Annotated in this window: 10 protein-coding genes; 8 read left to right on the forward strand and 2 right to left on the reverse strand. The window is 72.7% G+C overall.

Annotated elements, in window-relative coordinates; translation table 11 throughout:
• Window positions 1-3: 3 nt before the first annotated feature.
• Window positions 4-1,092, reverse strand: a complete 1,089-nt coding sequence (locus tag GNZ18_RS17685) for a helix-turn-helix transcriptional regulator (protein WP_156217515.1) — start codon at window positions 1,090-1,092, stop codon at window positions 4-6.
• A 142-nt stretch (window positions 1,093-1,234) separates the two neighbouring features.
• Between GNZ18_RS17685 and GNZ18_RS17690 the strand changes: the two genes are divergently transcribed.
• From GNZ18_RS17690 to GNZ18_RS17720, 7 genes are all read left to right on the forward strand, one after another.
• Window positions 1,235-2,632 (forward strand): FAD/NAD(P)-binding protein, encoded by a 1,398-nt coding sequence (locus tag GNZ18_RS17690; RefSeq protein WP_156217516.1) that lies wholly within the window; start codon window positions 1,235-1,237, stop codon window positions 2,630-2,632.
• A 117-nt stretch (window positions 2,633-2,749) separates the two neighbouring features.
• A complete protein-coding gene (locus GNZ18_RS17695) occupies window positions 2,750-3,103 on the forward strand; it encodes a CU044_2847 family protein (RefSeq protein ID WP_214615356.1) in 354 nt (117 codons plus the stop codon).
• Entirely contained in the window at window positions 3,066-4,910 is a 1,845-nt protein-coding gene (locus tag GNZ18_RS42260) for a VMAP-C domain-containing protein (protein WP_156217518.1), read from the forward strand. Before GNZ18_RS17695 ends, GNZ18_RS42260 begins: the two co-directional genes overlap by 38 nt.
• Window positions 4,907-5,902, forward strand: coding sequence for an AAA family ATPase (locus GNZ18_RS17705; protein WP_246249898.1), 996 nt, complete (start codon window positions 4,907-4,909; stop codon window positions 5,900-5,902). The genes GNZ18_RS42260 and GNZ18_RS17705 overlap by 4 nt, the downstream gene beginning before the upstream one ends.
• Before the next feature lie 2 nt (window positions 5,903-5,904).
• Window positions 5,905-9,729, forward strand: coding sequence for an SAV_2336 N-terminal domain-related protein (locus tag GNZ18_RS17710; protein ID WP_246249899.1), 3,825 nt, complete (start codon window positions 5,905-5,907; stop codon window positions 9,727-9,729).
• Window positions 9,730-9,872: 143 nt separating this feature from the next.
• On the forward strand, window positions 9,873-10,295 hold the full coding sequence (locus tag GNZ18_RS17715; protein ID WP_156217520.1) for a DUF7144 family membrane protein: 423 nt from the start codon (window positions 9,873-9,875) through the stop codon (window positions 10,293-10,295).
• Window positions 10,296-10,327: 32 nt separating this feature from the next.
• Window positions 10,328-10,831: a DUF1269 domain-containing protein gene (locus GNZ18_RS17720; RefSeq protein WP_156217521.1), complete on the forward strand. Its 504-nt coding sequence runs from the start codon at window positions 10,328-10,330 to the stop codon at window positions 10,829-10,831.
• A 61-nt stretch (window positions 10,832-10,892) separates the two neighbouring features.
• On the opposite strand, the gene GNZ18_RS17725 is transcribed toward GNZ18_RS17720, so the two are convergent.
• Window positions 10,893-11,831 carry a sulfotransferase family protein gene (locus GNZ18_RS17725; protein WP_173390797.1) on the reverse strand — a complete coding sequence of 313 codons (939 nt, stop codon included), beginning with the start codon at window positions 11,829-11,831 and terminating at the stop codon, window positions 10,893-10,895.
• Window positions 11,832-12,169: 338 nt separating this feature from the next.
• Here GNZ18_RS17725 and GNZ18_RS17730 point away from each other — a divergent pair.
• Window positions 12,170-12,450 (forward strand): acyl-CoA dehydrogenase family protein (locus GNZ18_RS17730; protein WP_173390798.1); only part of this gene is annotated, 281 nt, incomplete at its 3' end.

Consider the following 12,450-nt stretch of genomic DNA (forward strand, 5'->3'; position numbering starts at 1 on the left):
GGCTCAGGGCCGGGGGTGGGCGCGCGGCCAGTAGTGCTCGGCGAAGAGGCGCGCGACCAGCTCCCCCCGGCTCGACACGCCGGTCTTCTCGAACACGGTCTTGAGGTGGTCGCGGACGGTGTGCGGCGAGATGAACAGCCGCTCCGCGATCTCGCCGGTGGACAGCCCGCGCGCGACATGCCCGGTGATCTCCAGCTCGCGCGGGGTCAGCTCGTACGCCTCGGCGACGATCACCACCAGGTCGGACGCGGCGGCCGGTTCGATGACCAGCGCGACCGGGCCGGGCCGCCCGTCCACGCCGGTCAGCGCCGAGGCGTGGCAGACGAGCCAGCTCCCCTCGGCGGTCCTGACGCGGACCCGGGCGCCGCCCCGGTCGCGGCCCCGCGCGATCGCCCTCGCCTGGAGCGCGGTGCCGATGACCCAGATCGGCAGCCGCACGCCGAGCGCCGACGGCACGGAAGGGCCTTCCGGGACGCGCGCGAGATGCTCCCTGGCCTCGGCGTTGATCGACGTCGCCTCCCCGGACGGGTCGAACAGCACCAGTCCCGGGCCGGGCGCGTCGGGCAGCGGCTCGGGTCCCGCCGGGCGGGCGAGGCGGCGCAGCCGCGCGGCCAGCGGGCCCGAGAGACCGGCGACGACGTCCACCTCGTCCGGCGCGAAGGCGCCGCCCGCCGAACGGAACAGGCTGACCACCGCCCAGGGGCGCCCGCCGGCGCGGAGCACGGCGCGCAACTCGTCGTGGACGCCCTGGCCCTCCAGCAGCCGGCGGAAACGCGCGCTGCGGCCGGGCAGGTCGCCGGTGGCGGCGCGCAGCCCGGCGGCGGGCACGGCGGCCCGCGCGAGGTCGCGGAACGGGACGACGTTCTCCTCCAGGATCTCGCTCTCCCAGTAGTCGGCGCACCGGTCGCGCCCGCCGAGGCCCTCGACCAGCATCGGCGCCGTGACCAGCCCGGTCTCGGGGTCGGTGGCCGTCCAGACCGCCGAGTCGAACGGCACCGTCCGGCGCAGCCGCGCCGACGTCCCGCGGAACAGGTCCTCGGCGCTCGCGGCCCGGTCGAGCCCCGCCGTGAGACCGGCGCTCCGTCCGCCCATGGGCCCTCCCCGCGATCCGCACACGCGCCCAGCCTGCGCGTTCGTCCCCTCCGCGCCAACCCCCCAATTGAGGGGGACATTCCCGGAAGGTCCCCCCGGCGGGGGGATGGGGGCCGCGCCCGCGCGCGGCGACGCTCAAGCCATGGACATCGCCATCATCGGCGGCGGCGCCGCCGCCACCGCACTCCTGGACGCCCTCGCCGCCTGGCCCCCCGGCACCGGAACGGTCACGGTGTTCGAGCCGTCCCGCCACCTGTGGCGGGGCCGCCCCTACGCCCCCGACCTCGAATCGGTGCTGGTCAACGCCCCACCCGCGATCATGTCGATCCGCTCAGGCGACCGCGACCACTACGGCGCCTGGCTCGGGACGCGCGGCGCCGCGCACATGGACGAGCGGTTCGGGAAGCCGCTCGTCCCGCGCGCCCTCTACGGCGAATACCTGGAGCAGACCGCCGAGAAGGCGCTGGCCCGGCTGCGCGAATGCGGCTGGCGCGTGAGCGTCGTCTCCCGCCGGGTGGTCGGCGTGACGCGCGCGCGATCCCTCACCGTCCACACCGACGACGGACGTGAGCACCCCGCGGACCAGGTCGTCCTCTGCGTGGGCGGCGGCCGCCCGCACGACCACTACGGCCTGAAGGACGCCCCCGGATTCGTCGGAGACCCCTATCCGCTCGCCCGCACGCTGACGACGATCCCGCCGGAGGCGGACGTCGCGGTCATCGGCAGCGGGCTGACGGCCGTGGACGTGGCCGTCTCGCTCGCCGCCCGGGGCCACACCGGACGCATCAGCATGGTGTCGCGGACGGGAATGCTCCCCTACGTCTGGCAGCGCCCGCTCGACCACCGTCCGCGCCACGTCACCGCCGATCACGTGAAAGCGCTCCCCGACGTCACGCTCGACGCTCTGGTGGAACTGCTGCGGACCGAACTCGCCGAGGCCGGGGAGGATTTCGACGAACTCATCGCCGATATCCGAACGGCTCCGTCCGAAGACCCCGTCCACCGGTTGCGGCGCCAGATCGCACTGATCGACGCGCCGGAGATCGGACGCCGCGTCCTCCAGGAAACGGCGCACTCCGTCGGCCCGATCGCGTGGCGACGGCTCAACGAGCGCGACAAGGACCGCCTCCGCGCGGGGTTTCGCGTCGCCACCGGGCTCGCGTCACCAATGGTGCCGGTGAACGCCGTCCGGCTGCTCGAACTGCTCGACTCCGGGCAGCTCGACATCGTCCGCGGCGTGACGGGAATCGAGCATGCCGACAACCGATTCCGTGTGCACGCCCGCGATACCGCGAGAAGCGCCGCGCGGGTCGTCAACGCCGTGAACCCGCCGCCCCACGCGCTCCCGCAGGACGCGTCCGCCCTGGTCGGCAGCCTGGTCGAGGGGGGAATGGCGGCGCGGCACCCGGCGGGCGGCGTCGTCGCGTCCGACCCGCGCGTGCATATCGTCGGCGATCTCGCGGGGGACGGGTCCTTCATCACGTCGGGAATTCCGGGGGTGGCGGCCCAGGCCGCGGCCGCCGCCCACCGCATCGCGTAGCGGGCGGCCGGATGTGGACGAACGGGCGGGTGAAGGCGTGCGGCCGTCGCCTTTCGCTTGCCGTCCCCCGGGTTCCGGGACAGGCTTTTCACCGGACGGCGAAGGGGGACACGGCGCGTGGGCGAAAGCAGAACCGTCGAGTTGGAGTTGCCGGAGGGCGGGAGCGTTCTCGTCCGCGCCGAACAGGTGGACGGCGGCGGCCGGGGCGGGCCCGCCAACATCGGCGTCAAGGAGGCCCTGTCGTTCTCGGCGGTCGGCTCGGCCCTGCGCGGCGTCGCCGCCGAGGTGCACCGCGCGGTCGCGGCCGTCCGGCCGGACGTGGCCGAGGTCGAGTTCGGGCTGGAGATCGCGGTCAAGAACTCGAAGGTCATGTGCCTGCTCGTCGACGGGGAGACCAAGGCGACCCTCAAGGTCCGCCTCGAATGGAACGCGAATGGGAAATCCGATCGGGGCGGGTCCGCTCCCGCGTGACGGCGCGGCGGCGAAAGCGCTCACCGACGCCCGCACGGGTATCGCCCGACTGCTGGACGCCTGCGTCGTACTGATCCCCGCCGGTGGTCTGCGCGGCGGCAGCGGTTTTCTTGTGGCTCCCGGTGCCGTGCTGACGTGCGCCCATGTGGTCGCGCGCACGGAGGACGGCGCGACCGCGTGGGCCGCGCGCCAGGCGGAGTTCCACTGGAACGGCGGCGTCTATTCGGGGACCGTCCGCGCCGTCCCGGAGTATCGCGGCGACGGCGACCTGTGGGCCCATCCCGACCTCGCGCTGATCACCTGCGACGGCCTTCCCGACGGGCACCCCTACGCCTGGCTCGATGACCGCCTGCCCAACGACCACACGCGGCTGTACGCCACCGGCTACAAACCGACCTACGGCGCGATGGAGGTCGGCGGCGTCTGGGTGGACTACGACTCTCCCCATGACGTGTTCGGGCAGCCGAAACTGTCCATGTCGAAAGGCGAACTCGCGCCGGGAATGTCGGGCGGGCCCATTCTGGACCCGGCCACCGGCGCCGTCTGCGGCATCCTGACCACCGCCCGCGAGCCGGACTCGCCCTACGGCGGCCTCGGGACGCCGATGAGCGCCGTCCGGGAGCGGTTCCCCGAGGTCTGGGCGTCCGGCCGGCCGCCGCGGGACGCCCGCTGGCGGGCCTTCCGCGACGAGCTCCTCGCGCGCGAGCGGTTGCGGAACATCGGCGTCGAGTCGCTCCTGGCCGTCCTCGCCGCGATGCCCGAGGAGCACTACGACCTGCTGTTCGACCGCGTCTTCGACGGTCTGCGGCCGCTGCCCGAACGGCCGCTGCGCACCCCGGAGGACCTCCTCGACGAGGTCGCCGACTCGGTCCCGGCGGCGGGGCGGCCGCACCCGCTGGAGCGCCTGCGCGCCGAGGCGACGGCGCTCGCCGAACGGCCGCCCGGCCCGCGCGCGGCGCGGATCGAGATCCACCTCAGCCCGGCCGGGCACGACGTGCGGAAACTGCTGCTGGCGATCTGGAGCCACCGCGTCGGCTCCGAGCGGTGCGCGGTGCTGGAGCACTGCGACGACACGGCGATGCCGATCACCGACGTCCGCGAACGGCTCGCGACCGTGCTGGTCGAGGTGATGCGGCGGCTGGGCGGCGACGACGCCGCCATCGAGGACCTCGTCGTCGAGTTCGTCATGCCGTTCGAGTTACTCGGCGGACGCGACGGCCACGACGCCGTCGACGAATGGTACGTCGGCAAGCCCTACCGGCTGCTCGGCGTGCAGTTCCCGGTCATCGTCCGGACCTGCGACCGCCCCTACGACGCGCTCGTGCACTGCCGCCGCCGGTGGCGCAGCCTCCAGGAAAGGCCGCCCGTTCTGCGCTGGGCCGACTGCCGCGCGCGGGACAGCCTCGAACAGCTCTACGCGTCATTCCAGAACTCCGAGCCGCACGCCATGCTGATGGTCGGCTACCTGCCCGGCGACGGACGCCGCAGGGAGGTGCTGGAGGCCGCCTTCGACGCGGGCCTGCCCGCCGCCATCTGGCGCCGCACCCCCTGCGAGCTGGACGGCCGGACCTGCGGGAAGGACGGCGAATGCGCCGTGGCGGCCTTCCAGAAGGCGATCTCGGACCGCTTCTCCGGCCGTTCCTTCATCGAACTCCCCGGCCTCATCAGGACACTGCGCGCGGAGGCGCGGGCGCAGGCGCGCGACGTCGACCACTGCGGCAAGGCCCTCACCGTGCTCTGGGACGACCCCACCCGGCCAGACCCCAACGGCGCGGCGCTGTCCGCCCCCCAAGGAGCGACCCGTTGAACGACGACTGGCGGATCTACGAGGGGACCGGCTCCCCGCACGACGGCATCGACCGCCTGCCACCGGCCCTGTCCTGGCGGCGGTTCGAGGGAGAGGTCCCAGGCGATGCCGTCCCGCCGCCCGAATGGCGGCCCGGCGACCGCGAACGCGCCCGCCACTTCCTGCCCAATCAGACGACCGTCGACCTGACGAACGCGGCCCTTTATCTGCGGCGCCCTCTGCTTGTGACCGGACAGGCGGGGGTGGGGAAATCGACCCTCGCATTGTCGATCGCACACGAACTCGGTCTCGGGCCCGTCCTGCGGTGGCCCATCACCAGCCGTTCGTCGTTGAAGCAGGGCCTCTACACCTACGACGCCATCGGACGGCTCCACGATGTGAACCTCAGGGAGCAGGCCGCCCAGTCCGACATCGGGCGCTACCTCACGCTCGGGCCGCTCGGCACCGCGCTGCTTCCCCGCGAGCGGCCGCGCGTCCTGCTGATCGACGAGATCGACAAGAGCGACATCGACCTGCCGAACGACCTGCTCACCATCTTCGAGGAGGGCGAGTTCGACATCCCCGAGCTGGTCCGCGTCGCTCCGGACCGGCCGCGGGTGCAGGTCACCACCGCCGACGGCGCGGGCCGCCGGGTGAGCGTGAGCGGCGGCCGGGTGCGCTGCGCCGCCTTCCCGGTCATCGTGCTGACCAGCAACGGCGAGCGCGAGTTCCCGCCCGCGTTCCTGCGCCGCTGCGTCCCGCTGACGATCTCGCCGCCCACCCGCGAGCAGCTCGCGAACATCGTCCGCGCCCGACTCGGGGAGGAGATGGAGAACACGGGCGAGGACCTGCTGGCGCGCTTCGTGGAAAGGCAGCAGAACGGCCGCGAACTCGCCACCGACCAGCTCCTCAACGCGGTCTACTTCCGTTTCGAGGCGGCGCGCAGGCAGGGCACCTGCATCGAGGACGTCGCCGAGAAGCTCATCGAGCACCTGCGGACGGCGACGGACTGACCATGGCGTCCATCGAGGATCTCCTGGCCGCGCTGGAGGCGCTCGGCGTCCGGGGCACCGACCGGGAGATCGCCGAGACCCTGTGGCTGGCCGAGCGGTTCGGCCCGGCCGCTCCCGCGGCCCGGCGCGCCCGCGAACCCCACCCGCCCGCCGAGCCGCCCGAGCCCGGCCCCCCGGCGCCGCCCCGCCCGCCGCTCGGCGAACCCGCCGGGCCGCGCCCGGTCGAGAACCGCGTCGCGCTCCACCCGCCCGAGCCCGCGCCCGAAGACGCCGCCCGCGCGACCGGACGCGCTGTGGCCGCCCGCGCGCCCGCCGTCACGCCGCTGCCCCAGGGCCTCGACATCCTGCGGGCGCTGCGCCCGCTCAAGCGGCGGTTCCCCTCCGCCCACGCGCTCGTGCTGGACGAGGACGCCACCGCCGACCGGGGCGCCGACGAGAAGGTGCTGCTCCCGGTGCTCGTCCCGGAGCCCCGGCGCTGGCTCGGCCTGTCGCTCGTGGTCGACACCGGGCCGTCGATGGAGGTGTGGCGGCCGCTCGCCCTCGAACTGCGCCGGCTCCTGGAGACGCTCGGAGCGTTCCACGACATACGGCTGTGGTACCTGCGGCGGCAGCCGGGCGGCGGGCTCGGCCTGCACGCCGGCCCGGGAGCCGGGACCGCGCCGCGCAGCGCCAAGCAGATCATCGACCCGTCCGGGCGGCGGCTCACGCTGGTGCTGAGCGACTGCGTCGGCGATATCTGGCGCGACGGCGAAGCCCTCACGGTGCTGGACGACTGGGGACGCCACGGGCCGGTCGCGCTCCTGCAACCCTTTCCGCAGCGGCTCTGGAAACGGACCGGGCTGAACCTCGCCCCGGCTCGTTTCAACGCCTGCGAGGCGGGTGTGCCGAACGTCCGGCTCACGGTGGAGAGGCGCGGCCGTCGCCCACCCACGGGCGATGTCCCGGACGGGCGGGGCGTTCCCATTCCCGTCCTCGAAATCGAACCGGAATGGCTCGCGCCCTGGGCGAGACTGATCACCGCGAACGCGCCGGGCGGCATCGACGGCATGGTCGCCTGGACGCGTCCCGTCGCCCGGCCCGCCGAAGCGGAACCGCCCGGCCTCGTCGTCCCGGGCGATCGCGACGCGGCGCCGGAACAGCGGGTCGCGGCGTTCCGGGCGGCGTCACCGCAGGCGTACCGGCTCGCCGGATACCTGTCCACGGTGCCGCTGTCGCTGCCGGTGATGCGCCTCGTCCAGCAGTTGACGCTGCGCGACAGCCGTCCGTCCCACCTCGCCGAGGTGCTGGACAGCGGCCTGCTGCACATCGTCGGCGAGGCCGCCGCGGACCCCGACGAGACCCGCTACGCCTTCGACGAGGGCGTCGCCGAGGTGCTCCAGTGCACGATCCGCCGGTCCGAGGCCGTCCGGGTCATCGAGGAGGTCAACGCCTTCGTCACCGCGCGGCTGGGGCAGCCCCGCGCGACCGGCGCGCTCCTGGACGCGCCCGGCGGGGACCGTGCCTTCTCTCCGTCCAGCAGACCGTTCGCCGAGTTCTCCGCCGACCTGCTCGGACGCCTCGGCGGCGACTACGCGGAACTGGCCAGGCCCCGTGTCACCGCGGCCCCGCGAAAAGCCCCGCGAAGCCTGGTCGAGCACGTGGACGTCGTGGTGGTCGGCTCCGGATTCGGCGGCTCCGTCGCCGCGTACCGGCTGGCCGAGGCGGGCCGTTCCGTGGTCCTGCTGGAACGCGGCCGCCCCTACCCGCCGGGCGGTTTCCCCCGCTCGCCGGATGAAAGGGACAGGGCGTTCTGGCGGCCGGACGCGCGGCAGTACGGATTGTTCGACATCTGGACCTTCGACGGCGGAGACTCGATCGTGGCGGCGGGCCTCGGCGGCGGTTCCCTGATATCCGCCAACGCCATGCTGCGAAAGGACGAGCGCTGGTTCGAGTCGTGGCCGATGACGCGGAACGACCTCGACCCGCATTACGACGCCGTCGAGCGGATGACGGGGGCGACGCCCTACCCGTTCGACCGAGCGCCGTTCGACTTCACCTCGAAGACGCACGCGATGCGGGACGCCGCCGCCGAACTCGGCCTCGACTTCACGCTCCCACCGCTGGCGGTCAGTTTCGCCCGCGAACCGGGCGCGACGCCGGGCCTCAGCCTGCCCATCGTCAACCGGGAGTTCCCAGATCTGCACGGCCGCCCCCGCCGGACCTGCAAACTGTGCGGCGAATGCATCATCGGCTGCAACGAGGGCTCGAAGAACACGCTCGACTTCACCTACCTCTCGGCCGCCGCGCACCACGGCGCCGATCTCCGCACGTCCCACGAGGTGAAGGGGATCCGCCCCCGGCCGGGCGGCGGATATGAGGTCGATTACGTCCACCACGTCGAAACGGGGAGGAAACGCCCCCGGATCCAGACGCTGTCATGCGACAGACTGGTGCTCGGCGCGGGCACATACGGGACGACGTTCCTGCTGCTGAAGTCCCGAGCCGCCTTCCCGGGCCTGAGCGATGCGCTCGGCACCCGGTTCGGCGGCAACGGCGACCTGCTGACCTTCTTGCAGAGGACCAGGGACCACAGCCGGATACGACCGCTCGACGCCGGTCGCGGCCCCGTGATCACCAGTGCGATCCGGGTTCCGGACGGCCCCGGCGGCGTTCCCGGCGCCTATATCGAGGACGGGGGCTATCCGGGATTCGTCGACTGGCTCGCCCAACCCGCCGACAACGAATTCCAGCGCGCGGTGAAGTACCTGGTGGGCAATCTCACCGACCTCTTCAGGCGCGAGCCGGCTTCTCGCCTCGCCCGGGAGCTGTCGGAGCTGATCGGCGACGGCGCCCTGTCCGCCGGTGCGCTGCCGCTGGTCGGCATGGGGGACGACGCCGCCGACGGCCGGCTGCGGCTGGAGCGCGGGCGGCTCGCCGCCGACTGGACGGCGGAAGGCGGCGAGGCCCATTTCACCCGGCTCCGCCAGACGATGCAGCGTATGGCGAATGTCCTCGGCGCCGAGTACGCCGACAATCCCGCATGGTTCCGCCCCCGGATTCTGACCATTCACCCGCTGGGCGGCGCGCCCATGGGCCTTCATCCCGGCGTGGGCGTCTGCGACGCCTACGGTGAGGTCTTCGGATATCCGGGCCTCTACATCGCCGACGGCGCCGCGATGCCGGGCGCGGTCGGCCCGAACCCGGCCCTGACCATCGCCGCCCACGCCGACCGCATGAGCACGCGCATCGCCGAATCGTCCCCGGCCCGGGTGCTCCCCGCGGCCGGACCCGACGCGACCTCGCTCTCGTTCACCGAGGAGCTGCGGGGCTATTTCACCTACGGGAAGACCGAACCCAGGGCCGGTGAGAGGTCGGCCGAACGCGAACGGATGAAGGTCCGGCTCAGCGCCGTCATCGACGACACGAGACGCTTCCTCGGCGAACCGGGGCAGCGGGCTCCCGCCACTGGACGGGTGGAGATCGGCGGCCAGAGGTTCGCCGTGGAGGGGACCCTCACGCTGGATTCCGAGAACGGCACCGAAGATTCTCCGCAGTTGAAATACCGCCTCCATGGCGTCGACGGGCAAGCCGCCCACCGCACGGTGGTCATCCTCAGGAGCGCCTCGAACCTTTCGTCGGGACAGCCGGTTCGGATCTGCCTGGACCCGGCAGAGGGGGAGGACCACGCTCAGATCATCGGGGCGGGAATCCTGTACGTGGAGGCCGAGGACTTCGTGCGGGATCTGATGGCCTTCCGGACGAGCGGCCCCCGGGGCATCGAGGCCATGAGCCGTGTCGGAAGCGTCCTGTACGGAAACCTCTGGGAGACCTACGGCCCGACCGAGTGACGCCGGTCCACCGCGGCCAACTTTCGCAAAAGCCCTGGTCAATTGGGTATTGATCGTGGTTTGTCCACGGTCGGCTCCGGACATGTGGGGCTTTGTGGGCATTAGTCCGTGGGACTTGTGGCCATGGACGAGGGGAGGTTCCGATGACCAGCAGGGCCATGCACGACCGCACGCAGGCGCACCACCCGCATCGGACGTCCGGTTGGCTGACGTTCGCGGGCACGCTGGCCATGGTGGTCGGCGCGTTCAACGTCATCGACGGGCTGGTGGCGCTGTTCAACGACGACTACTACCTCGTCGCCCAGAACAAGATCATGGTGTTCAACTTCACCGCCTGGGGATGGTTCTGGCTGATCCTCGGCGCCATCCAGGTCGTGGTGGGCCTGAGCATCCTGACCGGCAAGTTGTGGGCCCGCGCGACCGGGGTCCTGTTCGCGGTGCTCGCCGCGATCGGGCATGTCGCCTTCCTGCAGGCGTACCCGCTGTGGTCGGTGCTGACCATCGCGCTGTGCGTCCTGCTGATCTACGCGCTCACCGCGCCGCCCGCCGGAGCGACCGGGGCCTAGCCGCGCGGTGAACCGTCAAATGGGGGAAATCCATGAGTGACCTGATCGCCGTCGCCTACGACGACCTGCCCGCCGCCGAGCGGGCGCGCGACAAACTCGTCCAGCTCCAGAAGGAGCACGTGATCGAACTCGCGGACCTGGTCGTCGTCGAACGCAAGGACAACGGCAAGGTCAAGCTCCACCAGGCCCGGAACCTGACCGCCGGAGGGGCGCTCGGCGGTGCCGCCTGGGGCGGGCTGATCGGCCTCATCTTCTTCATGCCCCTGCTGGGCATGGCGATCGGCGGCGCGACCGGGGCCGCGCTCGGCGCCGCGTCCGACATCGGCGTGGACGACGCCTTCATGCGTGACCTCGGTGAGCACCTGGTGCCCGGAGCGGCGGCGGTGTTCGTCCTGGTCGACAAGCGCAACCCGGACAAGGTCATCCCCGAGATGGCGCCGCTCGGCGGGCGGATCCTGAGGACGTCCCTGTCCGACGAGGCGGAGCAGCACCTGCGGGACGCGGTCAAGGCGGCCCGCACGCCGCAGCCCGCCTGACCCCCTACCGGCGCGGAGTCCCGGGCCCCGCCGAGAGCGGAGCCCGGGACCTCACGGCGCGTCACATGTAGCCGAGGTGCCTCGCGAGCCTGCCGATCTCCTCGACCATGGCCTGGGGGAGGCCGGTGAACGCCTCCCGCGGGCGGGCGTCGGGCAGGGACGGCGGGAACGTCTCCGGTGAGCGGAGAAAGCCGAGGTCCTCGCCGTAGGCCGAGTCGTCGTCCCCGGCTCCGGCGAACACCCATTCCTGCGTGGGCTTCATCAGGGCGACGTCGCCGCCGTCGAGCCCGAGCCAGTCGAGGACGCCGGGCAGGTGCGAGGCCGGGTCGGCGAGCACGTCCTCGGCGCGCAGGCTGATCCAGCGCCCGGTGGGAAGCGACGCGAGCGCGGACACCGCCCGCAGATGCCCGCGATACCAGGCGGACGCCCCCCGCTCCAGCAGCTCGCTCTCGCCGTCGGACGGGAACAGCTCACGCCACTGCTCGCGCATCGACCGCGCGGTGGTCACCGGATGCCGGACGAGATGGATGTACCGCGCGTCCGGGAACGCCGCGAAACAGCGGCGGAGCCCTTCGGGGTGCATCAGCGTCTCCGTCGACTTCTCGACCGCGATGCATCGTTCCAGGCGCGCGCGCAGGTGATCGAACAGGCGCGGGGTGGGCCAGTCGCGGCGCTCCTCAAGCCATTCGCGCGCCCGCTCCACGGCGGGCGCGTCCTGGCGGCCTTCATGGATCTCGGCGACCGCGCGGAGCGGGCCGCTCAGCCGGGCCTCCACCCGGCTCTTGGGGAGGTTCGGACGGCGCGTCGCCTCGTCCAGCAGTTCCGCGACGGTCGTCGCGCCGAACAGCAGCAGTTCCGGGAATCCGTAGATCCGGTCGTGTCCGGAGAGCATGGCGACGAGTGAGGTCGAGCACGAGCGTGCCGGGGCGAGGACGAACACGGGGCTCTCCCGGGTCCCGCGGTCTTGGGCGTGGCCTTCTACAGGGGTTGGCGCAGGCATGACGGCTCCTCGGCCCGCCGCTCCATCATGTGGGCGGCCGGGCGGTCGGGCGAGCGGATCGGGGTGGGTCGAGCTCGTCGGGGGCGGGATGGGCCGTCCGGCCGCCGCATTGGATCGGTGGGGGTGGGGGCGGAGGGCCGGGATCATGACCCACTCGCATCGTAGGCCGACCGCCCCGGTTTCGGGGGCCCTCTGGCCGATGCGGGAGTTTCGGCCACCGGAGATTCGGCGCATTCGGGAGGATGCCCGGCCCGGCCCGCGGATGGAACCGTCGTGTGTGGCGGTGCGGGGCGCCGCCGGTCGGTCGTCGTTCGTCGGGGTCGTGCGAGGAGGATGCGATGTTGGCCAGGGATGTGGTGGGTCAGGAGGAGTTGGTCGGGCGTGCCGGGGAGGCGGCGCGTGCGGCGGGTGCGTTCGTGGGGTGGTCGGATCGGCATGGCCGGTTGGCCGATGAGCAGATCGGGTTGCTGGCGGAGGCGGGGATCTTCAGGCTGCGTGTCCCGGCCCGGTTCGGGGGTTTCGAGGCCGATACCTCGACGTTGGTGCGGGTGGGTGCGGAGTTGGGGGCGGTGGATGGGTCGTTGGGGTGGACGGCGCAGGTGTATTGGATTCCGACGTG

The sequence above is a fragment of the Actinomadura litoris genome (assembly GCF_009733595.1).
Classification (GTDB): domain Bacteria; phylum Actinomycetota; class Actinomycetes; order Streptosporangiales; family Streptosporangiaceae; genus Spirillospora; species Spirillospora litoris.

Bases quoted from the DNA above. Each gene is read 5' to 3' on its own strand.
- GNZ18_RS17685 (WP_156217515.1), bottom strand. From the start codon at position 1,092: ATGGGCGGACGGAGCGCCGGTCTCACGGCGGGGCTCGACCGGGCCGCG.
- GNZ18_RS17690 (WP_156217516.1), top strand. From the start codon at position 1,235: ATGGACATCGCCATCATCGGCGGCGGCGCCGCCGCCACCGCACTCCTG.
- GNZ18_RS42260 (WP_156217518.1), top strand. From the start codon at position 3,066: ATGGGAAATCCGATCGGGGCGGGTCCGCTCCCGCGTGACGGCGCGGCG.
- GNZ18_RS17710 (WP_246249899.1), top strand. From the start codon at position 5,905: ATGGCGTCCATCGAGGATCTCCTGGCCGCGCTGGAGGCGCTCGGCGTC.
- GNZ18_RS17715 (WP_156217520.1), top strand. From the start codon at position 9,873: ATGACCAGCAGGGCCATGCACGACCGCACGCAGGCGCACCACCCGCAT.
- GNZ18_RS17720 (WP_156217521.1), top strand. From the start codon at position 10,328: ATGAGTGACCTGATCGCCGTCGCCTACGACGACCTGCCCGCCGCCGAG.
- GNZ18_RS17725 (WP_173390797.1), bottom strand. From the start codon at position 11,831: ATGCCTGCGCCAACCCCTGTAGAAGGCCACGCCCAAGACCGCGGGACC.